Origin of the sequence: Pseudomonas sp. NPDC007930, from assembly GCF_042958985.1 — a bacterium.
In the GTDB taxonomy this organism is placed as follows: Bacteria; Pseudomonadota; Gammaproteobacteria; order Pseudomonadales; family Pseudomonadaceae; genus Aquipseudomonas.
On record NZ_JBIBKC010000002.1, the window covers coordinates 612,343 to 635,470 of the forward strand.

22 protein-coding genes are annotated in these 23,128 nt (G+C 65.0%); 10 read left to right on the forward strand and 12 right to left on the reverse strand.

Annotated elements, in window-relative coordinates:
• Positions 1–74 precede the first annotated feature (74 nt).
• Positions 75–929 carry a transcriptional regulator HexR gene (locus tag ACFZCE_RS07305; protein ID WP_390937519.1) on the forward strand — a complete coding sequence of 285 codons (855 nt, stop codon included), beginning with the start codon at positions 75–77 and terminating at the stop codon, positions 927–929.
• 214 nt (positions 930–1,143) lie between these two features.
• Here ACFZCE_RS07305 and ACFZCE_RS07310 read toward each other — a convergent pair whose 3' ends face one another.
• The 5 genes from ACFZCE_RS07310 to ACFZCE_RS07330 form a co-directional block, all read right to left on the reverse strand.
• The gene (locus tag ACFZCE_RS07310; protein ID WP_390937434.1) at positions 1,144–2,475 is read right to left on the reverse strand and encodes a carbohydrate porin; all 1,332 of its coding nucleotides are present in this window, start codon (positions 2,473–2,475) and stop codon (positions 1,144–1,146) included.
• A 98-nt stretch (positions 2,476–2,573) separates the two neighbouring features.
• A complete protein-coding gene (locus ACFZCE_RS07315; RefSeq protein WP_390937436.1) occupies positions 2,574–3,728 on the reverse strand; it encodes a sn-glycerol-3-phosphate ABC transporter ATP-binding protein UgpC in 1,155 nt (384 codons plus the stop codon).
• Positions 3,729–3,731: 3 nt separating this feature from the next.
• Complete coding sequence (locus tag ACFZCE_RS07320) at positions 3,732–4,577, reverse strand: ABC transporter permease subunit (protein WP_390937438.1); 846 nt, start codon at positions 4,575–4,577, stop codon at positions 3,732–3,734.
• Positions 4,570–5,481, reverse strand: a complete 912-nt coding sequence (locus ACFZCE_RS07325; protein WP_390937440.1) for an ABC transporter permease subunit — start codon at positions 5,479–5,481, stop codon at positions 4,570–4,572. The genes ACFZCE_RS07320 and ACFZCE_RS07325 overlap by 8 nt, the downstream gene beginning before the upstream one ends.
• A 60-nt stretch (positions 5,482–5,541) precedes the next feature.
• Complete coding sequence (locus ACFZCE_RS07330; protein WP_390937442.1) at positions 5,542–6,816, reverse strand: extracellular solute-binding protein; 1,275 nt, start codon at positions 6,814–6,816, stop codon at positions 5,542–5,544.
• Between the two features lie 243 nt (positions 6,817–7,059).
• Here ACFZCE_RS07330 and ACFZCE_RS07335 point away from each other — a divergent pair, with 243 nt between their 5' ends.
• Positions 7,060–7,242: a type II toxin-antitoxin system HicA family toxin gene (locus ACFZCE_RS07335; RefSeq protein WP_390937444.1), complete on the forward strand. Its 183-nt coding sequence runs from the start codon at positions 7,060–7,062 to the stop codon at positions 7,240–7,242.
• 26 nt (positions 7,243–7,268) lie between these two features.
• A complete protein-coding gene (locus ACFZCE_RS07340; protein ID WP_390937446.1) occupies positions 7,269–7,670 on the forward strand; it encodes a type II toxin-antitoxin system HicB family antitoxin in 402 nt (133 codons plus the stop codon).
• A 9-nt stretch (positions 7,671–7,679) separates the two neighbouring features.
• Here the strand turns inward: ACFZCE_RS07340 and ACFZCE_RS07345 are convergent, their stop codons facing one another.
• The 4 genes from ACFZCE_RS07345 to edd form a co-directional block, all read right to left on the reverse strand.
• Complete coding sequence (locus tag ACFZCE_RS07345; RefSeq protein WP_390937522.1) at positions 7,680–9,089, reverse strand: ATP-binding protein; 1,410 nt, start codon at positions 9,087–9,089, stop codon at positions 7,680–7,682.
• A gap of 22 nt (positions 9,090–9,111) precedes the next feature.
• Positions 9,112–9,831 (reverse strand): response regulator, encoded by a 720-nt coding sequence (locus ACFZCE_RS07350; protein ID WP_390937449.1) that lies wholly within the window; start codon positions 9,829–9,831, stop codon positions 9,112–9,114.
• An 85-nt stretch (positions 9,832–9,916) separates the two neighbouring features.
• Positions 9,917–10,867, reverse strand: a complete 951-nt coding sequence (locus tag ACFZCE_RS07355) for a glucokinase (RefSeq protein ID WP_390937451.1) — start codon at positions 10,865–10,867, stop codon at positions 9,917–9,919.
• Entirely contained in the window at positions 10,864–12,693 is a 1,830-nt protein-coding gene (gene edd / locus ACFZCE_RS07360; RefSeq protein WP_390937453.1) for a phosphogluconate dehydratase, read from the reverse strand. Before edd ends, ACFZCE_RS07355 begins: the two co-directional genes overlap by 4 nt.
• Positions 12,694–12,954: 261 nt before the next feature.
• On the opposite strand from edd, the gene gap reads away from it, so the two are divergent.
• From gap to ACFZCE_RS07375, 3 genes are all read left to right on the forward strand, one after another.
• On the forward strand, positions 12,955–13,956 hold the full coding sequence (gene gap / locus ACFZCE_RS07365) for a type I glyceraldehyde-3-phosphate dehydrogenase (RefSeq protein ID WP_390937455.1): 1,002 nt from the start codon (positions 12,955–12,957) through the stop codon (positions 13,954–13,956).
• A gap of 78 nt (positions 13,957–14,034) precedes the next feature.
• Positions 14,035–14,547, forward strand: a complete 513-nt coding sequence (locus ACFZCE_RS07370) for a sigma-70 family RNA polymerase sigma factor (protein ID WP_390937457.1) — start codon at positions 14,035–14,037, stop codon at positions 14,545–14,547.
• A 53-nt stretch (positions 14,548–14,600) separates the two neighbouring features.
• Positions 14,601–15,533 carry a FecR domain-containing protein gene (locus ACFZCE_RS07375; protein WP_390937460.1) on the forward strand — a complete coding sequence of 311 codons (933 nt, stop codon included), beginning with the start codon at positions 14,601–14,603 and terminating at the stop codon, positions 15,531–15,533.
• Here the strand turns inward: ACFZCE_RS07375 and can are convergent.
• Positions 15,530–16,171 (reverse strand): carbonate dehydratase, encoded by a 642-nt coding sequence (can, locus tag ACFZCE_RS07380; RefSeq protein WP_390937462.1) that lies wholly within the window; start codon positions 16,169–16,171, stop codon positions 15,530–15,532. The two genes, ACFZCE_RS07375 and can, sit on opposite strands and share 4 nt — an antisense overlap.
• A 155-nt stretch (positions 16,172–16,326) precedes the next feature.
• On the opposite strand from can, the gene ACFZCE_RS07385 reads away from it, so the two are divergent.
• Complete coding sequence (locus ACFZCE_RS07385; protein ID WP_390937465.1) at positions 16,327–16,737, forward strand: serine kinase/phosphatase; 411 nt, start codon at positions 16,327–16,329, stop codon at positions 16,735–16,737.
• Positions 16,738–16,740: 3 nt separating this feature from the next.
• Here the strand turns inward: ACFZCE_RS07385 and rimI are convergent, their stop codons facing one another.
• Positions 16,741–17,190: a ribosomal protein S18-alanine N-acetyltransferase gene (gene rimI, locus ACFZCE_RS07390; protein ID WP_390937467.1), complete on the reverse strand. Its 450-nt coding sequence runs from the start codon at positions 17,188–17,190 to the stop codon at positions 16,741–16,743.
• Positions 17,183–17,977: an energy transducer TonB gene (locus tag ACFZCE_RS07395; RefSeq protein ID WP_390937469.1), complete on the reverse strand. Its 795-nt coding sequence runs from the start codon at positions 17,975–17,977 to the stop codon at positions 17,183–17,185. Before ACFZCE_RS07395 ends, rimI begins: the two co-directional genes overlap by 8 nt.
• 140 nt (positions 17,978–18,117) lie before the next feature.
• Between ACFZCE_RS07395 and mksB the strand changes: the two genes are divergently transcribed.
• Genes mksB through mksF form a run of 3 tightly spaced genes read left to right on the forward strand, consistent with a single transcriptional unit; the run spans position 18,118 to position 22,923 of the window.
• Positions 18,118–19,398 (forward strand): Mks condensin complex protein MksB, encoded by a 1,281-nt coding sequence (gene mksB / locus ACFZCE_RS07400; protein WP_390937471.1) that lies wholly within the window; start codon positions 18,118–18,120, stop codon positions 19,396–19,398.
• Positions 19,388–20,092, forward strand: coding sequence for an Mks condensin complex protein MksE (mksE, locus tag ACFZCE_RS07405; protein WP_390937474.1), 705 nt, complete (start codon positions 19,388–19,390; stop codon positions 20,090–20,092). The genes mksB and mksE overlap by 11 nt, the downstream gene beginning before the upstream one ends.
• Positions 20,089–22,923, forward strand: coding sequence for an Mks condensin complex protein MksF (gene mksF, locus ACFZCE_RS07410; protein WP_390937476.1), 2,835 nt, complete (start codon positions 20,089–20,091; stop codon positions 22,921–22,923). The genes mksE and mksF overlap by 4 nt, the downstream gene beginning before the upstream one ends.
• The last annotated feature ends 205 nt before the right edge of the window (positions 22,924–23,128 follow it).

Consider the following 23,128-nt stretch of genomic DNA (forward strand, 5'->3'; position numbering starts at 1 on the left):
CTGGCCCGTAAGTACGATAGACCACCGCTGATGACAGCAGTATTCCCAGCCCCAAGGAGCCCAGAATGGAGCGTGTGCGTAACCTCCTCGAACAGATCCAGGAGCGCCTCGAGGGCCTGAACAAGGCCGAGCGCAAGGTCGCCGAGGTGATCCTGCACAACCCGCAGCAGGCTACCCGCTTCAGTATCGCCGCGCTGGCGCAGGCGGCCAAGGTCAGCGAGCCCACGGTCAACCGGTTCTGCCGCTCATTTGAAGTCAGCGGCTACCCGGAACTCAAGCTGCAACTGGCACAAAGCCTGGCCAGCGGCGCCGCCTACGTCAGCCGCGCGGTGTCGGCCGACGACGAGCCCGCCGCCTATACCCAGAAAATCTTCGCCAGCGCCATCGCCTCGCTCGACAGCGCCTGGCAGCAGATCGACCCCAAGCAGGTGAGCCGCGCCGTCGACATGATGATCCAGGCCCGGCAAATCCACTTCTTCGGCCTGGGCGCATCGGCACCGGTGGCGCAAGACGCGCTGCACAAGTTTTTCCGCTTCAACCTGGCGGTCAGCGCCCATGCCGACGTGCTGATGCAACGCATGTTGGCGTCGGTGGCGCACACCGGCGAGCTGTTCGTGATCATCTCTTACACCGGGCGCACCCGGGAGTTGGTCGACGTGGCGCGCACCGCGCGGGAAAACGGCGCCTCGGTGCTGGGCCTGACCGCGGCCGGCTCGCCGCTCGATCAAGCCTGCAGCATGAGCTTGAACATCCCGCTGCCCGAAGACACCGACATCTACATGCCGATGACCTCGCGGATCATCCAGCTCACCGTGCTCGATGTGCTGGCCACCGGCATGACCCTGCGCCGCGGCACTGACTTCCAGCCGCATTTGCGCAGGATCAAAGAGAGTTTGAATGCGAGTAGGTACCCGCTCGAAGAGGGCTGAACCGGGGTTCAGCCCTCTTCGAGCAGGGGCAAGGGGTAAGCTGCAAGGGGCAAGTGGGGTGGCGTAGGCATTGCTCGCCACTTGCAGGTTTTAGCTTTCGCGGTGGCTTTTGCTGTGGCTTGCCGCTTGCCGCTTGCCGCTTGCAACTGCTGCTGTTGCTGTTGCTGTTGCTTACCACTTGCCGCTTGACACTTGCCCCTGATCGCGCCAGCGATCAGAACTTCGACTGCACCTTCAAGCCCGCCACCAGTGCGTTCTCGACCTCATCCACACCGCCTGGGTGCTTGATGTACTGCAGGTTGGGGCGCACGGTCAGCCAGTTGGTCACATGGAAGCCGTAGTAGATCTCGGCATCGTACTCGGTGTCCTGTACCGGCACGAAAGCGGGGTTGTCATAGTCGTTGATGCCGCTCAGCGTGTTGATCAGCTCCGCCCGTTTGCGCGCGTCGTCGTTCACATGGATGCGGGCGATGCCCACGCCGATGTCATCCTTCGGCCGGCCATCGAACAGGCCTTTGTACACCAGCCCTACCTGTTGGTAGTTGTCGATGAAGTTGGTGGCCTTGTCATGCACCGTGGCGTTGGCGAACACGCTCAGGCCGCGGCTGGCGTCACCGTTGTGCGAGGTGAGTTGCTGCTGCGCCACCACCCACCAGCCATGCTTGCTGCCGTGGCTTTTGAACGGTTGGCCGGTGACCGCTTGCTGGTCGCCGTTGATGTCGTCGCGCACGTCATCGGCCTTGGCGGTGCTGTAGTAGTAACCCAGGCGGTATTCGCCCGCCAACCCGTTCACGTTTGGCGACCAGACCACTTCGACCGGGAAGATGGTGCCCTTGGTACCGCTGCCGTTGAGCTTGAAGCCGTTGCCGGTTTCGAGGTTGGAGGGGTTCTGGTTGAACGCGCCGACCTGGGCGTAGAACTCGCTGTTGAAGTTCCACTTCACCCGCGCGGCCCACTGGCTGACCGGCCAGTTGTACCAGATACCGCCCACCCAGTTACCCACCTGCGAGCCGCAGAAGGCGAGGTTCTGGAAGTCGCAAGGGAAGCTGTTGAAGTCTTCGCCTGGCCCAAAACGGCCGAACTTGATGTCGAGCTTGTCGTCGATGAAGCGCTGGCGGTACCACATTTGCGTCAACCGCCAGGTTTGCCCGCGGCCCCAGACTTCCTGCGGCGAGCTGAACATCCCGGCGCGCGGGTCGCTGATGCGGTCATTGCCGATGTTGCGGCCGCTACGCTCGGTGACCGTGAAGCGAAAATCCGCGCCGTGCCAGCCGAGGATCTTGTCGAGGTCCATTTTCACGCCCAGGGCGAACTGGTCGCTGTAGCGCGCGGTGCGGTCGTCGTTGTAGCCACCGTTGAGGTTGCTCGCCGCCTCGCCCACGTACTCCAGGGTGAAGTCGTAGCCCTTGTCGAACAGGTCTTTACGGGCCCCGCCCCAGTCACCGAGGCCATACTGCGAGGCATCGAAGACCGTAGGATCGGCCGGGGCGGCACTGGCGCTGGCGGCCAGGCCCAGCGCGCCGAGCACGAAGAGCCCTCGCGCCATGGTGTGTCTATGCATGTTCATCCCTTGATCACCCTCATTATTGTTATTGCGGTTTTTGTTGTTATCGCGGCGGGTTCCGGGTACAGGCCACCCGTGGGCTAACGCCCCCTGAACTGCGCCACGTTGCCGGCCGAACCTTCGGCCGGGGTGTTGCTCCTTGCGGCCAGCCGCTCGCCGCTCTGGGCGTCGAACAGCAAGGCCTTGCTCGCATCGAAACTCAAGTTGAGGATTTCACCGGCCGCCGGGGCCTGGTCCGGCGCCACCCGGCAGCACACCTTGGTGCCGTTGAGGGTGACGAACACGAGGGTGTCGGGCCCGGTCGGTTCGATCACCTCCACTCGCGCCTGCAGTACCGCCCGCGCGCCCTCCCCGGCCACCGCCAGTTGCTCGGGGCGCAGGCCGAGGATCACCTCACGGCTGGCCAGGTCTACCCCTTCGGCCTGCAGCGGCAGGCCCAACTGGCCCTGGTCGCTGGCCAGCGGCGCTTGCCACTGGCCGTTGTCGCGGCGCGGCTTGACCGGGATGAAGTTCATCGGCGGCGAACCGATGAAGCTGGCCACGAACAGGTTGGCCGGCTCGGTGTAGATGTCTTTGGGCGTGCCGAACTGCTGGATGATGCCGTCTTTCATCACCGCGACCTTGTCGCCGAGGGTCATCGCCTCGATCTGGTCGTGGGTCACGTACACGGTGGTGGTCTTCAGCCGCTGGTGCATCAGTTTCATCTCGGTGCGCATCTCTACCCGCAGCTTGGCATCGAGGTTCGACAGCGGCTCGTCGAACAAATAGATTTTCGGCCGCCGCGCCAGCGCCCGGCCCATGGCCACGCGCTGCTGCTGGCCACCCGACAACTGCCCGGGCTTGCGTGTGAGCAGGTGTTCGATCTGCAGCAGCTTGGCCACCCGCGCCACTTCCTGGTCGATCTCGCTGGCCGGCACCTTGCGGATCTTCAAGCCGAACTCGATGTTCTGCCGCACGGTCATGGTCGGGTATAGCGCGTAGCTCTGGAACACCATGGCGATGTCGCGGTCTTTCGGGCTCATCTGGCTGATGTCGGTGCCGTCGACCACGATCGCCCCGCCGGTGATGTTCTCCAGGCCGGCGATGCAGTTCATCAGGGTGGACTTGCCGCAGCCGGAAGGGCCGACCAGGATCAGGAACTCGCCGTCGGCGATCGCCAGTTGAATGTTCTTCAACGTGTCGGGCAGCCCACTGCCGTAGGTCTTGTTCACGTTGCGCAGTTCAAGTGTTGCCATGGTTTACCCCTTGACCGCGCCGGCCGTGAGCCCGCGCAGAAAGTACTTGCCCGCCAGCACATACACCAGCAGGGTCGGCAGCCCGGCGATCATCGCCGCGGCCATGTCTACGTTGTATTCCTTGACCCCCGTGCTAGTGTTGACCAGGTTGTTCAGGGCCACGGTGATCGGCTGCGCGTCGCCACTGGCGAACACCACGCCGAAGAGGAAGTCGTTCCAGATCTGGGTGAACTGCCAGATGATGCAGACCATGATGGTCGGGATCGACATCGGCAGCAGGATCCGCCCGAAGATGGTGAAGAACCCCGCGCCATCGAGCCGCGCGGCCTTCACCAGGGCCTCGGGCACGCTCACGTAGAAGTTACGGAAAAACAGCGTGGTGAAGGCCAGCCCGTACACCACGTGCACCAGCACCAGGCCCGTGGTGGTGTTGGCCAGGCCCATCTTGCCGAGGGTGAACGAGGCCGGCAGCAGCACGGTCTGGAACGGCAGGAAGCAGCCGAACAGCAACAGCCCGAAAAACAGCTGCGAGCCGCGAAAGCGCCACATCGACAGCACGTAGCCATTGAGCGCGCCGATGCCGGTGGAGATCAGCACCGCCGGCACGGTAATCGCCACCGAGTTCCAGAAATACCCGCTGACGATCCCCCAGGCCTTGCTCCAGCCAATGCCGGTGAAGGCCGCGGGCAGCGTCAGCAGGTTGCCGTTGCTGATGTCTTCAGGGGTTTTGAAGCTGGTCAGCAGCATCACCAGCAAGGGCACCAGGTACAGCAGGCAGGCACCGATCAGCACCGCGTAGATCAGCACGCGGCTGGGCGTCAGGCCCGGTTTGAGCACGGCACTAGTCATGGCGCTTGCCTCGCAGTTCCGAATACAGGTAAGGCACCAGGATCGCCAGGATCGCCCCAAGCATCAGCATGGCGCTGGCCGAGCCCATGCCCATCTGCCCACGGCTGAAGGTGAACGAATACATGAACACCGCGGGCAGGTCCGAGGAGTACCCCGGGCCACCGGCGGTCATCGCCATCACCAGGTCGAAGCTCTTGATGGCGATGTGGGCAAGGATCATGAAGGCGCTGAAAAACACCGGGCGCAGGCTCGGCAGCACGATCTTCAAGTAGATGGTCGGCAGGCTCGCGCCATCGACCTGGGCCGCGCGCACGATCGAGCTGTCGACCCCGCGCAGGCCGGCCAGGAACATCGCCATCACAAAGCCGGAGGCCTGCCACACGGCGGCGATCACCACGCAGTAGATCACCCGGTCCTGGTTGACCAGCCAGTCGAGGGTAAAGCCGGTCCAGCCCCAGTCCCGCAGGAGTTTGTCCAGCCCCATACCGGGGTTGAGCAGCCATTTCCAGGCGGTGCCGGTAACGATCATCGACAGCGCCATGGGGTACAGGTACACGGTGCGGATAAACCCTTCACGGCGGATACGCTGGTCGAGCAGCACCGCCAGCAGTACCCCTACCACCAGGCTGATGCCAATGAACAAGCTGCCGAACACCAGCAGGTTTTTGCTCGCCACCCACCAGCGGTCGTTGTCCCACAGGCGCAGGTACTGCTGCAGGCCGACAAAGGTGTAGCTGGGCAGGAAGCTGGAATTGGTGAACGACAGCAGGAACGTCCAGCCGATGTAGGCATAGAAACCCACCAGCACCAGCACCATGCTCGGTGCCAGCACCAGCTTGGGCAGCCAGCCCTGCAGGCGGTCCAGGGCCGGCGAGGCCTTGGCGGTTGTCGCGACGGAACTCATCGGTACGCTCTCTCGATTACAGTGCGCCCCAGGCCCGTAGGCCCGGGGCGAGCGCCAGGGTTACTGGGCGGATTTGATCGCGTTGCCCAACTGCTTGGCGGCGGCGGCCGGGTCGGCGTTCTTGTCGTTGATGAAGTTGGTGACCACGTCGAACACCGCGCCCTGCACCGCCAGGTTGGTGGCCATGTTGTGGGCCATGCTCGGCTGTGCGCCGCCCTTGGCGCTGGCGGCGTCGAAGTCTTTCTTCGAGGCCTGGGCGCAGCTGTCGAACTGGCTCATGTCGATGTCGTTGCGGACCGGGATCGAGCCTTTGTTCTGGTTGAACACGGTCTGGAAGTGGGTGCCGAGGGCGATCTTGGCGACATCCTTCTGCGCCGCCACGGTGCCTTCGTCCTTGACCTTGAACATCGCCAGCGAGTCGACGTTGTAGGTGTAGCTGCCGGCGGTGCCGGGGAACGGCACGCACTGGAAGTCTTTGCCGGGGACCTTCTTGGCGGTGCTCCATTCGCTCTTGGCCCAGTCGCCCATCGCCTGCATGCCGGCCTTGCCCTGGATCACCTGGGCGGTGGCCTGGTTCCAGTCCTGGCCGCCGCGGTTAGGGTCCATGTAGCCGGCGAGTTTTTTCAGCGCGGCGAAGGATTCAGCCATCTTCGGCCCGGTGAGGGTGGCGTTGTCGAGCTCGACGAAGGCCTTGTGGTAGCCCTCGGGGCCCATCACCGCCAACACGATGTCTTCGAACACCGTGGAGTTCTGCCACGGCTGGTCGCCATGGGCGATCGGGATGATGCCGGCGGCCTTGAGCTTGTCGGCGGCGGCGAACAGTTCATCGAGGGTGGTCGGCGCCTTGTCGATGCCGGCCTTCTTGAACGCCTCGGGGTTGATCCACAGCCAGTTGACCCGGTGGATGTTGAACGGCACGGCCACGTAGTGCCCGTCGTACTGCACGATCTTGACCACGGTCGGCGAGAGCAGCTTGGCCCAGCCTTCATCCTTGGCCACGCCGTCGAGAGCGTCTTCGGAGAGCAGCCCGAGCTGGCTCCACTCCTGGATGTCCGGCCCTTTGATCTGCGCCGCCCCAGGTGGGTTGCCCGACACCGCGCGGGACTTCAGCACGGTCATCGCCGCCGCCCCACCGCCACCGGCCACGGCGTTGTCTTTCCAGGTATAGCCATCGGCCTTGACCTGGTTGCGCAACACGTCCATGGCCGCGCTTTCACCGGCGCTGGTCCACCAGTGGGTGACTTCGATGGTGCCTTTGGAGTCAGCCGCGGTCGCGGCGAGGGGGAACAACGAGGCAAGGGAAATGACAGCAGCCAAACGAGTGATGGCGTTCATTGACGAATCCTTTTGTTGTTTTTATCTGTAGCCAGCCTAAAGGCTAGCGCTGATCCGAGTTTAATCACGCTTTTTGTTGAGTTAGGTAACGAACGGCGGGAGAAATGTCACGGGGTGGTGACATTCGGATGGGTGTGATTTCTGGAAATACACTGGGCGGGCTGAGGCGCTATGAGGGTGAGATACTGCCAGCTATGAAAAACATAACCCTAGAGTTACAATCCTCAACAGGCGGTATCGACGGTGCAGAGCAGGCAATTGATACGGGAGCTCGAAGCAGCAGGGTGGCAGCTAGACCGCATAGCGGGCAGTCATCACCTCTACGTTCACATCAACAGCCGCTATACCATCCCAGTGCCTCACCCGAAGAAGGATCTTCCGCTGGGTACTGTGAAAGCCATCCGCAAGCGAGCAGGCCTGGCTTGAACCTCAACTGCCCGAGGGCGACGAACATGCAATATCCGATCTGCATCGAATGGGGCGACGAACACACTGCGACTGGCATTCAGATCCCTGACATCCCAGGCGCGGTCACGGCCGGAGACACCTTCGAAGAAGCCTACCGGGCTGCCATCGAGGTGGCGCACCTGCTTCTCGAAGACGCCATGAAGCAGGGAGAGGCCGTGCCTATGCCTTCATCGATCAGCCGCTACCGTGCCCAGCCTGAGTATGAAAGCATGGGCTGGGGGATGCTCGACATAGACATCACGCCCTATCTGGGCAAGGTGGAAAAGGTCAACGTCACCTTGCCTGGTATGATCATTCAGCGTATCGACCGGTTCGTACGGGAACACAACGTCAAAAGCCGTTCTACCTTTCTCGCCGAAGCCGCGATGGAAAAACTCAACCGCTGAGGCCCCTCCTCAAGCCTTATCCACCCGCGGCAACGTCAGCGTCACCCGCAACCCACCCACCGGCAGGTTCTGCAGGGTGACCTCGCCGCCATGGCTGTGGGCGATGTTGCGGGCGATGCCCAGGCCCAGGCCGTAGCCCTGTTGCTGCCCGGCCAGGCGAAAGTGCGGCTCGAACACTTTTTCCAGGCGCTGTTCGGGCACGCCGGGGCCTTCGTCTTCCACGTGCAGCACGAACTGGCCGGCGGCGTCCTGCACGGTGAGGTGGGCGCGGTGGCCGTATTTGAGGGCGTTGTCGATCAGGTTGCCGATGCAGCGCTTGAGCGCCAGTGGCTTGCCGGAATAGGCCCGGCGGGCGTGGCCCTTGAGGGTCACGCGGCCATCGCCCTCGCCGGCCAGGTAAGGCTCGACCAGGCACATCAGGGTGTGGTTGAGGTCCACCGGCTCGATGTTCTCGTGGATGTCGGTGTCTTTCACGCACTGCAGCGCGCCCTTGACCAACAGGTCGAGCTCGTCGAGGTCGCGGGTGAACTTGGCCTGCAGGGCCTCGTCGTCCAGCAGTTCGACCCGCAGCCGCAGGCGGGTGATGGGGGTGCGCAGGTCATGGGAAATCGCGCTGAACAGCTGGCTGCGCTCGGTGAGGTAACGGCCGATGCGCTGGTGCAGGGTGTTCAGCGCGCGGCCTACCTCGACCACTTCGCTGCCGCCGCCTTGCACCTGCACGGTGGCGGCCTCATCGCCCAGCGACAACTCCCGCGCGGCCCGCGCCAGGCGCTTGAGCGGGCGGCTTTGCCAGTGCACCAGCAGGCCGGTGAACACCAGCAAGAACGCCCCGGTGAGCATGATGAACCACAGTTGCGGGGTGGGCAGGTGCTCTTCTTCGAGGCTGGTGTAGGGCTCGGGCAGCATCGAGGCGATGAACAGCCATTCGCCCTCGTTGAGGCGGATCTGCGTGACCAGCACCGGTGGGTTCAGCGGCTCCAGGGCCAGGGCGTAGTACGTCCAGGAGCGCGGCAACTCATCGAGCTTGAGGCCGCCATTGAACAGGCGCAGGTCATCAGGGCTGACGAACGCCACGGAAATCTCCAGCCCTTCGCCCAACTGGCGCCGCAGCACCTGGCTGACCGCGTCGATCACCGCCCGGCTGCGCGTGGTCGGCTGCAGGGTTTGCATGCTCAAGGGGCGGTCGTTGAGCGAGGTGAAGAACCGCGTGCCGCCCATGTTGCGCAGTTGGTCGAGCACCAGCGGCCGGTAGCCCACCGGCAACGAGCGGAAGTAACTGACGCTGGCGGCCATCGAATGGGCCAGGCTGCGGGCGCTGTTGACCAGCCCCTCGCGCTCGCTGGCGCGCAACTGCGCCAGCCACACCGCGCTGGAGAGGCCCTGGGCGAGCAGCACCGCCAGCAGCGTCAGCAGCAGCATCCGCCCCAGCAGCGAGCGTGGCTTAAACAGGCGCAACCTGGGCCGCCAGCAGGTAGCCACTGCCGCGCACGGTGCGGATCAGCCGCGGCGGTTTGTCGGTGTCGCGCAGGCGCTGGCGCAGCCGGCTCACGGCCATGTCGACGATGCGGTCGAGCGGCATCGGCTCGCGGCCACGGGTGGCGTTGCCGATGGTGTCGCGGTCGAGAATCTGCTGCGGGTGGTCGAGGAACAGCTTGAGCAGGGCAAAATCAGCCCCCGAAAGCACCACTTCCTCGCCGTCGCTGTGAAACAACCGGTGGCTCACGGTATCCAGCCGCCAGTCATCGAAGGCCAGCACATCGCCGCCGGCGGGCTGGCCGAATTGCGCGCGGCGTAGCAGCGCCTTGATCCGCGCTTGCAGTTCACGCGGGCTGAAGGGTTTGCCGAGGTAGTCGTCGGCGCCCAGCTCCAGGCCGACGATGCGGTCGGCCTCGTCGGAGCTGGCGGTGAGCATGATGATCGGCACATGGGGGTGGCGCGGGTGTTGGCGCACCCAACGGCACAGGCTGAAGCCGTCTTCGTCGGGCAGCATCACGTCGAGGATGGCCAGCCCGGGGGGCTCCTGGTCGAATTCGGTTCTGAAACGTTCGCCGTCGGGCGCGGCCCGTACGGCAAAGCCGGCGCGGCCCAGGTAGGCCTGCAGCAGCTCGCGGATTTCCTGGTCGTCGTCGACCAGCAAGATCGTTTTGCCAGCAGTGGTCAAGGTTCAGCCCTGCGTCGCTATTTTGTTGTTGTGCGCAGATTAGGGGGCCGGCCTGCGCTTGTCGAGCCTGCGCAGGCCGCGGCGGTCAGGCCTGTTCCAGCGCCACGCCGGCGCCGAGCAACCCGGAGAACTCCGCCGTGACCACCCACACCGGGATGCCGTTGAAGTAGTCGCTCATGCAGCCCTTATCGTCGAACGCTTCATTGAAGCCGCTTTTCAGGAACAGCTCGATGAAGTGCGGGATCACCCCACCGACGATGAACACCCCGCCGCGGCCACCGACGGTGAGCACGTTGTTGCCGGCCACCCGCGCCAGAAAGCGGCTGAACTGATCGATGGTCTGCAGCGCCACCGGGTCCCCGGCCAGCGCGCCCTGGGTCACCTCGTTGGGCTTGGCGAACTTCGGCACGTGGGCGTCGAGCGCGCAGATCGCCTGGTACAGGCGCAGCAGGCCGCCGCCGCTGAGGATGGTTTCGGCGCTCACATGGCCGATCAGCCCCTCGATGTGCTGGCGCAGCCGCGCTTCGCGGGCGTTGCCCACCGGCAGGTCGACATGGCCGCCCTCCCCCGGCAGCGCCGCCCAGCGGTTTTCACCGAGGTTGAGCAAGGTGCCCACGCCCAGGCCGGTGCCGGGGCCGATCACCACCGCTGGGCGCGTGGCGTCGGCCTGGCCTTCGCGCACGGTGCGGTATTCACCGGCCTTGAGGCGGGTCATGCCCAGCGCCATGGCGGTGAAGTCATTGACCAGCTTCAGCTGCTGCACCTGCAGGGTTTTGCAAAAGGCCTTCTGGCTGATGCGCCAGTGGTTGTTGGTGAAGCGGAACTCATCGCCGCCCACCGGGCCAGCCACCGATAGGCACACCGCGCCCACCGCGCCAGCGGCCAGGCCATGGCCTTTGAGGTACTCACCGATCGCCTGCTCGGGGCTGGTGTAGTCCGCCGTGGCGAACACCTGCACCGCGCGCAGCTCGCTGTTTTCCCAGAGGGCGAAGCGTGCGTTGGTGCCGCCGATATCGCCCACCAGTGCCAATGTCATTTAAGCGCTCCCAAGGCTGAAGTGAAGGCGCTGGCCCCCTGCTCCGCCGAGCTGAACGCCATGCGCATGAAACCAAACAACTCACGCCCGCAGCCGCTGCTGCTGTCTACCGTGGGGTAGGTGCGTTCGCGCGCGGCCAACTCGTTGGCTTCGACCAGCACCTGCAGGGTGCCGTTCACGCCGTCGACGCGGATCACATCGCCATCGCGCACAAAGGCCAGCGGGCCGCCGTCGAGCGCCTCGGGGCAGACGTGAATCGCGGCGGGGATCTTGCCCGATGCACCCGACATCCGTCCATCGGTGACCAGCGCCACCTTGAAGCCACGGTCCTGCAGCACGCCGAGGAAGGGGGTCATCTTGTGCAGCTCAGGCATGCCGTTGGCGCGCGGGCCTTGAAAGCGCATCACCGCGACCATGTCACGTTCCAGCTCGCCGGCCTTGAAGGCCGCGGCAAGTTCCGCCTGGTCCTCGAACACCCGCGCCGGGGCTTCGACCACCTGGTGCTGGGGCGCCACGGCGGAGACTTTCATCACCCCACGGCCAAGGTTGCCTTCCATCACCCGCAGCCCGCCTTCGGGCGAGAACGGCCGCGCCACCGGGCGCAGGATGGTCTCGTCGAGGCTTTCGGTGGGGCCTTCGCGCCATACCAGCTTGCCGCCGTCGAGGAACGGCTCCTGGGTGTAGCGGCGCAGGCCTGGGCCCGCCACGGTGTTCACATCCTCATGCAGCAGCCCGGCATCGAGCAGCTCGCTGATCAGGAAGGCCATGCCGCCAGCAGCCTGGAAGTGGTTGATGTCGGCTTTACCGTTGGGGTACACGTGCGACAGCGTTGGCACCACCTCGGAGAGGTCGGCCATGTCTTGCCAGGTGAGCTCGATCCCGGCGGCCATGGCGATCGCCGGCAGGTGCAGGGTGTGGTTGGTCGAGCCGCCGGTGGCGTGCAGTGCCACGGTGGCGTTGACCAACGCGCGCTCGTCGACGATCCGCCCCAGCGGCATGAAGCTGGCGCCACCGGCTTTGGTCAGGCGCGTGACCTGCTGCGCCGCCTCGAAGGTCAGCGCTTCGCGCAGCGGCGTGTTGGGGTTCACGAACGAGCTGCCCGGCAGGTGCAGGCCCATCACTTCCATCACCAACTGGTTGGTGTTGGCGGTGCCGTAGAAGGTGCAGGTACCGGGGCCGTGGTAGCTCTTCATCTCGGATTCGAGCAGCTCTTCGCGGCTGGCCTTGCCTTCGGCGTAAAGCTGGCGCACCCGGGCTTTGTCTTTGTTCGACAACCCCGAAGGCATCGGCCCGCCGGGCACGAAAATCGTTGGCAGGTGGCCAAAGCGCAAGGCGCCCATCATCAGGCCGGGCACGATCTTGTCGCAAATGCCCAGGCACAGCGCCGCGTCGAACATGTTGTGCGAGAGCGCCACGGCGGTAGACAAAGCAATGGTTTCGCGGCTGGCGATGGCCAGCTCCATGCCCGGCTCGCCCTGGGTCACCCCGTCGCACATGGCCGGCACCCCGCCCGCGAACTGCCCGACCGAATGCACCTCGCGCAGCGCCTGCTTGATCAGCGCGGGGTAGGTTTCATACGGCTGGTGCGCCGAGAGCATGTCGTTGTACGCCGACACGATCGCCACGTTGGCGGCGTTGAGCAGGCGCAGGGCGTTCTTGTCGTCGGTGCCGCAAGCGGCCACGCCGTGGGCGAAGTTGGCGCACTGCAGCTTGCCGCGCTGGGGGCCGTCGCTGGCGGCGGCATCGATCATCTGCAGGTAACGCTCGCGCGTGGCACGGCTGCGTTGCACCAGCCGTTCGGTGACCTCGAGGACGCGGGGATGCATGTGGGACTCCAGGCTATGGGTGTGATCCGGTTACGGGCGAGCTGATCGGCGGTCGTTGAAACGATTCAACTTCTGCCGGGCCTTGGGGCTCAAAAATCTAGGCCGCACCGGTCACTAGTTGTAGATAAAACAAAATACTGCCATCAAAAGGGCTTGTTTTCTATTTCTATGCGAATAATCTTGTAATTCCAACAACAAAACAGATTCGTGACCCATGGCCCGGCGGGGGCAAGACTCACCATCTGACAGTAGGTACTGCCAATGACCATTCGCATCGCAATCAACGGTTTCGGGCGCATCGGGCGCAACGTGCTCAGAGCACTGTATACCCAAGGCTACCGCCAGCACCTGCAAGTCGTCGCCATCAATGACCTGGGCGACAGCAAGATCAACGCCCACCTGCTCAAGTACGACACCGTGCACGGCACCTTCGACGGTAGCGTAGAGCACGATGCCGAGGGCCTGACGGTCAACGGCGACCGGATTGCCGTGAGCGCGGTGCGCAACCCCGCCGAGCTGCCTTGGAAGACCCACCAGGTAGACGTGGTGTTCGAATGCACCGGGCTGTTCACCGAGCGTGACAAAGCCGCCGCGCACCTGGCCGCTGGCGCCAGCAAGGTGATCATCTCGGCACCCGCCAAGGGCGCGGACGCCACCATAGTGTACGGCGTTAACCATGACGTTCTGCGCGCTTCGCACCAGGTGATCTCCAACGCCTCCTGCACCACCAACTGCCTGGCCCCGGTGGCCCAGGTGCTGCACCGTGAGTTCGGCATCGAGCAAGGCCTGATGACCACCATCCACGCCTTCACCAATGACCAGACGCTGATCGACGGCTACCACAGCGACCCGTACCGCGCCCGCGCGGCCACCCAGTCGATGATCCCGAGCAAGACCGGCGCCGCCGAAGCGGTGGGCCTGGTGCTGCCGGAACTGGCCGGCAAACTGACCGGCATGGCCGTGCGCGTGCCGGTGATCAACGTGTCGCTGGTCGACCTCACCCTGAACCTGGCCCGCGAGGCCTCGGCCGACGAGGTGAACGCGGTGTTCAAGGCGGCTGCCGAGCAATCCCCGGTGCTGGGCTACAACGCCCTGCCGCTGGTGTCGACCGACTTCAACCACAACCCGCTGTCGTCGATCTTCGACGCCAACCACACCAAGGCCAATGGCAAGCTGGTCAAGGTGATGGCCTGGTACGACAACGAGTGGGGCTTCTCCAACCGCATGCTCGACACCTGCCTGGCGCTGAGTAAAGCAGGCTGAGGGCGTTGATACACGATTGTGCTTGACGAGCGGCGGATGATAAGCATTATCATTCACCTCTTTCAGCTGGGTACGATCGTGAGCCAGTCCCAATTCGACAGCTTCTTCATCCTCCAGCGCCCCAGCCTGCTGCGGGCGCTGCAGCGGCTGGTGCGCAACCCGAGCACCGCCGAAGACCTGCTGCACGAAACCTACCTGCGGGTCAGCCGCGCGCTGGCCGACCGCAGCGTGACCCACCTCGAACCGTTCGTGTTCCAGACCGCCCGCAACCTGGCCCTGGACCACCTGCGCGCGGCCCGCCGGCATGAGCGCACGGTGGTCGAAGACGTGGCCGAGCAAGTGGTGCTGAATGTTGCGGACAACACCAGCAGCTTTGAAGAAGCAGCCCATGCCGAGCGCCTGCTCAAGCGCCTGAGCAGCAGCCTGGCACAGCTCACCCCACGCCAGCAGAAGATCTTCACCCTCAGCCGCTTGCAGGGCCACAGCTACCTGGAAATCGCCGCCAGCCTTGGCGTGTCGCCCAGCACGGTGCAAAAGGAACTCAAATTGATCATGGCGATCTGCATGGGCGTCGCCCAGCGGATGGGCTAAGACCTTTCTGAGTTTGCTAAGCTTCGCGCCACCGTGCACCACGAGGACCTTCCATGACCGAACACACCACCTTGCCCGCGCCCAGCGCGGCGGCGATGGACCAGGCCATGGACTGGCTGATCGTGCTGCAAAGCCCTACCCCCGAGCAATGCCAGCAGTTCGATGCCTGGTTGGCCGAAGCCCCGGCCCATGCCGACGCCTACGCCAAGGCCTCGGCGATCTGGCACGGCGAAGTGGTGGGTGAAGTGGCCCGGGCGATCGAGCGCCAGCAGCGCCCACGGCGCACGCGCCGCTGGCGCGGGCCCGTGGCGGCGGTGGCCGCGGTGCTGCTGGCGGTGGCACTGGCCACTCACCTGCCGCTGCGGCTGCAAGCCGACTACCTGACCCAGGCCGGCGAACGCCATCGCCTGCAGCTGCAAGACGGTTCGAAGGTGTTGCTGAACACTGAAACCGCCTTGGCCAGCCGCCAGCAGGGCGGCGTGCAAACCGCCCGGCTGTACCAGGGCGAGGCGTGGTTCGAGGTGCCCGACCACCCCTTGCCGCTGGAACTCGAAGCCGGCCCGCTGCAGGCCAGCGTGCGCGACAGCGCCTTCGCGGTGCGCTACCTCGGCGGCCAGGCGCAGGTGCGCGTGGCGCGCGGCAACCTTGACCTGCAGAACACCCGCCACCAACGCCTGCGCCTGAGTGCCGGCGACGCGGTGGAGGTGGGCCCAGCGGGCTTCGGCCCGACCACCCGGCTGAACCCCAGCCAGGACCTCGGCTGGGTCGACGGCCGCCTGGTGTTCGAAAACCGCCCGCTCAAGCAGGTGCTGGCCGAGCTCAGCCGCTACTACCCGGGGTGGATCCTCAACACCAACGCCCAATTGGGCGATGTGGCGGTCACCGGCAACTACAAACTCGACGACCCCCTCGCGGTGATCCGCTCGCTGGCCCAGGTCACCCAGGCGCAGGTGCGCGAGCTGCCGGCGTTGGTGATCCTCAACTAGCGCTGGATCGGCCGGTAGCGGAATTGCTCCGGCATCTGCTCGGCACCGCTGATGGTGGTGTCCAGGCTCTTCCAGCGGCCATCCTTGATGCCATAGATGCAGCCGTGCACCGACAGCTCCTGGCCACGCAGCCAAGCGTTCTGGACGATGGTGGTGTGGGCCACGTTCTCCACCTGCTGGATCACGTTCAGCTCGCACATGCGGTCGACCTGGGCTTCTTCGTTGGGCAGTTGCGCCAACGCGTGGCGGTTGACGTAGTACAGGTCGCGGATGCTGCGCAGCCAGCCGTCGATCAGCCCGTACTGGCGGTCGCCCATGGCCGCGCGCACGCCGCCACAGCCGTAGTGGCCGGTGACGAGAATGTGCCGCACCTTGAGCACGTCGACCGCGTACTGAATGACCGACAGGCAGTTCAGGTCGGTGGGCAGTACCACGTTGGCCACGTTGCGGTGCACGAAGAGGTCACCGGGCAGCATGCCGACGATCTCGTTGGCCGGTACCCGGGCGTCGGAGCAGCCGATCCAGAGGTATTCCGGGGTTTGCTGGCGGGCCAGCTTGGCGAAGAAGTCCGGGTCCCGCTGCTTGATGGCGTCTGCCCAGCGGGCGTTGTTGTCCAGCAGTTCCTGCAGGTCGTGCATGATCAGGCCTCTTGCTCTTATGAAATGCGCTGGTATGACTACAGCGCGCGGTGCCGGGTCACGTGGCGGTGGCGGCGTGGCGGGGCTGTCGAATGATTGAATCTCCCCGTGGGGGGCCTGTCCACCCTTCATAGGCTGTTCAACAGGAGACCACCATGACCCGCCCACAACGCCCGCTGAACGCACCGGAACCGGCCCCGATCGATGACGACAACGACCGCATGGGCTCGGTGCACCCGCTGGATTTCGACGATGACGATGGGCCGAATGGCCGGATAGGTGACGAACTGACCGACGCCGAGCGCGCCGAAGCACTGGACCCGCAACGCAACCGCGAAGCCGGCCTGACCGGGGCCTCGACCGATGACCACCACCCGACCGCAGACGACCTGGCGCCGGAGGTGTTGATCCGTGAGGATGGCGCCCGCTCGCCAGATGAGCCCGGCCGTGGCAAGCCGGCGGATGTCGACTTCAGCCACAGCGACCAGGACCACATCGGCGCCGGCCATGGCTTTGACGAAGAAGAGCTGGCCCACATCAAGCCGCTCGACGGTCAGCCTGAATAGGCGCTACAGCAGTGTGCACGCCATCACGATGGCGTCTTCACGGCCGCCGGCGGCGGGGTAGTAGTCCCGGCGGCGGCCGATTTCGTTGAAGCCGTAGCGCTCGTACAGGCGGTACGCCGCCTGGTTGCTGGCGCGTACTTCGAGGAAGCACTCATTGCCGCCACGCTCGCCGGCGCGCGCCATCAACTGCTCCAGCAGCTTGAGGCCGAGCCCACGGCCCTGGCTTTCAGGCTTGACGGTGATGTTGAGCAGGTGCGCTTCATCGATGATCACGTTGATTACCCCGTGGCCCACCTGCTGCTGGCCGTCGAACATCAGCCAGATTTCGTAGGATTTCAGCCCGTCGAGGAAAATCCCCCGGGTCCAAGGGTGGGTGTAGGCGGCGTATTCGATTTTCAGCACCGCCTCGAGGTCAGCCTCGGTCATGCGGCGGAACGACAATGCATCACTCATCAAGCGGTTTCCAGCGCGCCATCATGCGGCGCATCGAGTGCCAGACGGCCGCCTTGCGTGGCGGCTCGTCCATCAACAGTTCAAGCCCCGGCAGGGCCCATACCAGGCCCAGGCCATCGGCTGACCAATCGGTATACCAGGCGCTTTCATCGCCACCGGCGCTGTAGCGCAGTGCCGGCAGCCCCACCAGCCAGAGGCAGGCGCACGGCTCGGCCTCGCATTGGGCGGCGACGAAGCCCTGGACGAAATCCCGCGCGGCCTCTGGGCCCTGGTCGAGGTTGCCACGGGCCAGCAGCGGCCAGCGCACCGGCTCGCCGATGATCCGCGGCGCATCGCTCAGGCCGGCGGCGCGGAGCATGTCCTTGAGCAGCAGGTAGGCCGGGTCTCGGCTTTGGAACGCTTCGCCGGTGGGCAGCTCGACTAGCAGCAGGCAACGGCCGGCGCGCAGCAACTGCAAAGCGAAGCGCGGCGGCGGCGTGGGCTTGGCCACGGCTACCGGGGCCGTGGCCGGCTCGGGCTCGGCGGCCTTGGCCAGGCGGCTGGGCTGGGGCCGGGGAATTTCGATCTTCGGCGGCCGGCGGGCGGCCGGCGGCGCAACCGCCTCGCGCTGTGGCGCGGGGGCGTGTTCGGGCGCCTGCGCCTGGGGCGCCTCGGGGGCTTCTGCTTCGCTGAACACTTCGAACAGCGCCGGGCGCGACGGCGCGGCGAACGGCAGTTCGGCGCGCGGCAGCCATTGCACGATCTGCATGGCGCCCAGGTAGGCACGGCGGCGGGGTTCGGTGAGCACTCAGGTGGGCCATCGGTGGTAAACGAGGCGCTATTCTAACCGCGAAATCGCCCGCCGGGCACGGGGCCGATCAGCAGCGCCGCGCAGGCGCCGCCGATGCAGTACAATTCGGCCTTTTTCCGGCAGCGAGCCCGCCCTCCATGATCGAACCCAAGCGCGTTCTACGCGCCCTTGCCGAACACTGGGCCTTGCTCGAGCCGCTGTGCGAGCACTTCGACCAGGGCACCCTGAGCCTGAGCGAACTGCGCCAGCAGCTGGCAAGGCAGCAGGTAGAAAGCACCGCGCAAGACATCACCTCCCTGCTCGACGTGTGGATCCGCCTCGACATCCTCGTACCGGTGGCGAAAAGCCCGAACCGTTTCGAGCTGAACGCGCAGATCCACGACTTCCTCGCCTACCTGCGCCATGAGCACCGCCTGGGCCTGTGCCTGGAGATCGAAGCCTACCTGCGCCACCTCGAGCGCCTGGCCGGGCACATTCAGGACGCCTTCGACATCCGCGACGGCAACGACCTGGCGCGGCAGCTGCGGCTGCTCGACATGCGCGTGCGCGACGTGCTGAAAAAACTCGCCAACGACGAGCAGGCGCTGGTGGCGGTGGCCGAGCGGGCCAAGACCCACGACCGGCAGATCCCGCTGCGCCAGCGTTATGCCGAGGTGCTGGCAACCTGGGACGAATACGTCGAGCCGATGATCCAACTGGTGCACGCCGATGGCGCCTTCGAGCAAGGCGTGCGCAAGGTCGAGAACGTGCTGCTGCGCCTGCTTGGCGAGCAGCAGCGCCTGGGCCACCTGGTCGACGACGACATGCTGGTGCGCACCCATGCGCGCATTCTCGAAATGCAAACCAACGCCCAGCTGACCCTGCGCCGCGCCCGCGAGCTGCTGCTGCCGCTGCGCGAAGAAGCGCGCCGGCACAACGCCGTCACCCGTGGCGCCGCGCTGGCGCTGGCGGCGATCCGGCGCAAGGGCATCGATGCCGTGCCGCAAGCGGCGATGCCGATGTTCACCCGCCCGCAAAGCAACTTTCTCGGCAGTGCCAGCCAGGTCGAGGCGTACGTGTACGCCCTGGCGCGCTTCGAAGCCAAGCCGGCGCGCTTTCCCAAGGCGCACAAGGGCCCGGCCCGTGGCGAGCCGGCCCAAGCGCCGCGCACGGTGAAAGAAATGCTCGAACGCTGCGAGAACGCCCTGCCCCTGCCGGACTTGATGGCCTGGCTGCTCGACCAGGAGCCGGGCGGTGCTACCGACGAATTACTCTACTGGTTCTCGCGGCTGTCCCGCGAGAAGCGCTTTGTGCGCGAGCGCCTCGAACGGCGTGACTACCATACCCGCGAGCACCAGGTCAGCCTGCGCTCCTTCGCCCTGTTGTCCACCGCCACTGCGGCGGCCGGCCCCACTGCGAGCCCACCCCATGCATCTTGATCTATCCGAACTCAGCCACCTGGCACCGATCTTCCGCGAACTGTTCAAGGGCTTTCACATCAGCCGCCGCGACGCGGAGCTGTATGCCCAGTTGTCCAACTGCCAGGACCAATACCGCGGCCTGTTCAAGGCCATGGGCTTCGAGCTGGTCTGCGACACCCGCGGCTTCTATTACTTCGTGCCCGAGCAGGCCGCCGCGCAGGTCAATAAAACCGCCCAGCGCCTGTCGTTGTTTACCTTCATCCTGGTTGAGCACCTGGCTGACCAAGGCCGTGACCCGCTGGCCGTGCTCGACGGCGGCAGCCTGGGGCGTGAAGAATTGCCCTCGCTGCTCGACAAATACCGCGACCTGTTCCTCCAGGCCGAAGTGCAAACCCAGGAAGAGCTCGAAGAGAAGGTGATGCGGCGCATGACCCAACTCGGCTTTGCCAGCGAGGAAAACGGCGTGTACCGCTTCTTGCCGCCGATGCACCGCTTCCTCGATGTGTGCCTGGCGGTACAACAGGACCGCGACCTGGCCGCCAGCGTGCACAGCCACCTGCCGCTGCCCACCCCGGAACTGGCCGACCCCGACGCGGGCCTGGAGCACACCGCCGACCCGCTCGACCTCGCGCCGTTCGAGGGCGAGGATGAAACCGAAGAACAGGCACTGGCCCGCGCCATTGCCGCCGAACGCCAGGAGATCGACGTATGAGCCAGGACCGCTATGGCATTCGCCGCTTCGCCCTGCTGAACACCGCCGGCTACAGCCTCGGGCTGTTCCCGCTGGAGCAACCGTTGTCGGTGTACGGCGCCAACAACCTGGGCAAGAGTGCCTCGATCAACGCCTTGCAGTTCCCGATCCTGGCGCGTATGTCCGACATGTCGTTCGGCAAGTACAGCCTGGAACAATCGCGCCGGTTCTACTTTGCCACCGACACCAGCTACATCCTCTGTGAAGTGCTGTTGCCCCACGGGCCCCATGTGATCGGTTGCGTCGGCCGTGGCCCAGGCGGCGGCTTCGGCCACCAGTTCTTTGCCTATGCCGGCGAGCTGGACCTGGCCCACTACCAGAAGAACGACACCTGCCTGCGCCAGAAGGAATTGTTCGCCAACCTTGAACGGGCGAACATCAAGGCCTACGAGGTCAAGCCGGATGAACTGCGCCGGCTGCTGGTGGGCGGGCACACCTCGATCCCACTGGACCTCACGCTGATCCCGCTGCGCTCGACCAGCGAGCAAAGCCTGAAGACCTTCCGCGCGCTGTTCATCAACCTGCTGCACATGCGCGAGATCACCGCGGCCAAGCTCAAGCAGTTGTTTCTCGACGCATTCGAGCACAGCCTGCGCTCGGGCAGCGTGGATTACATCGCCGCCTGCGAAGAAGCCTTCCGTGACGTACGGCGGATGGAAACCGACTACAACGCGCTGGTCACCGCCGGCCCGCTGGTCGAAGCCCTGGCCGGCGGCGTGAAGCAGCGCGACGTGCTGCGCGGCAAGCTGCACCGGCTCTCGCCAGTGCTCGACAACCTGCTGGGCACCTGGCAGGACTACGCTGGCGGGCGCAAGGACGAACTGCTGATCCAGGCCGAGCACTACCGCGGCGAGCAGGACGCCCTGCAGAACGACCAGCGTGGCGGAACCCAGGAACTGATGCGCCTGGAGCGCGAGATCACCGGCATCCAGCGTTGGCTGGGCGAACTGTCGGTGCTCAAGCACCGCTTCGCGCTGGTCGATGATGTAAAAGTGCTGGAGCAGCAACTGCTGGCCGCCAAAGACGCCCACGACGAACTGGCCGGCGCCTTGGCGCAATCACGCCAGTTCAGCGCCGAAGACCTCGACGAACGCCTGCGCGAGCTGGAGCGCCGCCTGAAGGCGGTCAAGCAGCAACTGGAGCACGCCGACAACAACAGCTACGCCCGCCTGCGCGAGGAATTTTCCCAGCAGGACGTTGAGCGGCTGATGCGCCTGTTCAATGGCGCGCTGTTCAGCCTGCCGCTGGGCGACAACGGTATCGAGGTGGCTGAGGGTGATGCTTGGGTGAAGTCCATTGAGGCGGTGCTCGATCGCTTCAAGGGCGAGCGCTTCGAGATCCCGGGCTTGAGCCTTGACCTTTCGCATATCGAGCCCCCAGCCCTGCAAGCCCTGGCCGACCGCGCCGCCTTGCGTGACCAGAAAGAACGCCTCGACAAAGAACTGCGCCAGTTGAAAACCCAGCAGGCGGTGGCCGCCGACCGCGCCGCCAGCAAAGCGCAAACCGACGCCCTGTACCAACAGGTGCTCGATGCGCAAAAGGCGCTGGAGGACTTCCGCCGTACGCAAACCCTGAGCGCCGAGGAGCCTGACAAGCTCGAGCAGCTGGCGCAGCTCGAAGCCGCCCAGGACGAACTCAAGCGTGCCAGCGATGCGTTCACCGAGCGCGTGCAGCAGCTGTCCGCCAAGTTGCAACTGGTAGGCCGGCAGATCGCCGACCTCGAAGCCCAGCAGCGCACCCTCGACGACGCCCTGCGCCGCCGCCAACTGCTGCCAGCGGACCTGCCCTTCGGCACGCCGTGGATGGAGCCGGTCGACGACTCGATGGACAACCTGCTACCGCTGCTCAACGACTACCAGGACAGCTGGCAGGCGTTGCTGCGCGCAGACGGCCAGATCGAAGCGCTGTATGCCCAGGTACGCCTGAAGGGCGTGGCCAAGTTCGACAGCGAAGAAGACCAGGAGCGCCGCCTGCAACTGTTGATCAACGCTTACGCGCACCGCCAGGACGAAGCCCTCACCCTGGGCAAGGCACGCCGGGCCGCAGTCACCGACATCGCCCGGACCCTGCGCAACATCCGCAGTGACTACGACAGCCTGGAACACCAACTGGCGCTGTTCAACCGCGAGATCAACCGCAAGCAGGTGTCGAACCTGCAAAGCTTCCGCATCGTGTTGGCCCCTAACAAGGATGCGCTCAAGCACATCGACCAGATTATCCACAGCGCTGGCCAGTACGAAGAAGGCGAAACGCTCTCGGTGTTCGACCTCAGCCAAAGCGCTGAACAAGACAACAAGAACGAAGAAGCCAAGGAGTACCTGGCGCGGCTGGTGGCCGCCAACCATAACCAGCTGGGTTTGAAAGACCTGTTTGAGCTGGCGTTCGAGATCACCAAGGTGGGCGGCCAGCCAGTTATCCACACCGACATCGACGGCGCAGCGTCCAACGGCACCACCATGACGATCAAGGCGCTGACCAACATGTACTTGTTGCTGCACCTGATGGACCGTGAACAGGCCGGGCGGATTCGCTTGCCTTACTACCTAGATGAAGCTGCCGACATCGACGAACGCAACCAGGCAGCGCTGCTGGAAACCAGCCAGCAGTTGGGCTTCACGCCCATCCTGGCGAGCGTGAAGCCGCAGGTGTCGGCGCGGGTCGCCATTGACCTGGAAGGTGGCAGCGGGCCCAACGGTATCTACATCGATGAGGCGGATTGGAAGTATATCCAGCGCCATGATGCGGTCGAGGCTGTGGATAACGTAGCGGTTAACACCGAAGCGCTGGTGTGATCAGCGGCGGTTGTTGATGAACCGCGCTGCCTACGGGTAGCGCGGTTTTTTTGCGCTTGGGCTTTGGGTGAGCATAAGGTTATGCACAGAGTTTTCCACAGCCGAAAAAAACAAAACCCCGATCGTTTTCACGACCGGGGTTCTGCGGTGTTTAATCTTGACGATGACCTACTCTCACATGGGGAAACCCCACACTACCATCGGC

Excerpts from the sequence above, each read along its gene's own strand:
- ACFZCE_RS07310 (WP_390937434.1), bottom strand. The coding sequence starts at position 2,475 with ATGGCGCGAGGGCTCTTCGTGCTCGGCGCGCTGGGCCTGGCCGCCAGC.
- ACFZCE_RS07315 (WP_390937436.1), bottom strand. The coding sequence starts at position 3,728 with ATGGCAACACTTGAACTGCGCAACGTGAACAAGACCTACGGCAGTGGG.
- ACFZCE_RS07320 (WP_390937438.1), bottom strand. The coding sequence starts at position 4,577 with ATGACTAGTGCCGTGCTCAAACCGGGCCTGACGCCCAGCCGCGTGCTG.
- ACFZCE_RS07325 (WP_390937440.1), bottom strand. The coding sequence starts at position 5,481 with ATGAGTTCCGTCGCGACAACCGCCAAGGCCTCGCCGGCCCTGGACCGC.
- ACFZCE_RS07330 (WP_390937442.1), bottom strand. The coding sequence starts at position 6,816 with ATGAACGCCATCACTCGTTTGGCTGCTGTCATTTCCCTTGCCTCGTTG.
- ACFZCE_RS07340 (WP_390937446.1), top strand. The coding sequence starts at position 7,269 with ATGCAATATCCGATCTGCATCGAATGGGGCGACGAACACACTGCGACT.
- ACFZCE_RS07345 (WP_390937522.1), bottom strand. The coding sequence starts at position 9,089 with ATGCTGCTGCTGACGCTGCTGGCGGTGCTGCTCGCCCAGGGCCTCTCC.
- ACFZCE_RS07355 (WP_390937451.1), bottom strand. The coding sequence starts at position 10,867 with ATGACATTGGCACTGGTGGGCGATATCGGCGGCACCAACGCACGCTTC.
- edd (WP_390937453.1), bottom strand. The coding sequence starts at position 12,693 with ATGCATCCCCGCGTCCTCGAGGTCACCGAACGGCTGGTGCAACGCAGC.
- gap (WP_390937455.1), top strand. The coding sequence starts at position 12,955 with ATGACCATTCGCATCGCAATCAACGGTTTCGGGCGCATCGGGCGCAAC.
- ACFZCE_RS07375 (WP_390937460.1), top strand. The coding sequence starts at position 14,601 with ATGACCGAACACACCACCTTGCCCGCGCCCAGCGCGGCGGCGATGGAC.
- can (WP_390937462.1), bottom strand. The coding sequence starts at position 16,171 with ATGCACGACCTGCAGGAACTGCTGGACAACAACGCCCGCTGGGCAGAC.
- ACFZCE_RS07385 (WP_390937465.1), top strand. The coding sequence starts at position 16,327 with ATGACCCGCCCACAACGCCCGCTGAACGCACCGGAACCGGCCCCGATC.
- rimI (WP_390937467.1), bottom strand. The coding sequence starts at position 17,190 with ATGAGTGATGCATTGTCGTTCCGCCGCATGACCGAGGCTGACCTCGAG.
- mksB (WP_390937471.1), top strand. The coding sequence starts at position 18,118 with ATGATCGAACCCAAGCGCGTTCTACGCGCCCTTGCCGAACACTGGGCC.
- mksE (WP_390937474.1), top strand. The coding sequence starts at position 19,388 with ATGCATCTTGATCTATCCGAACTCAGCCACCTGGCACCGATCTTCCGC.
- mksF (WP_390937476.1), top strand. The coding sequence starts at position 20,089 with ATGAGCCAGGACCGCTATGGCATTCGCCGCTTCGCCCTGCTGAACACC.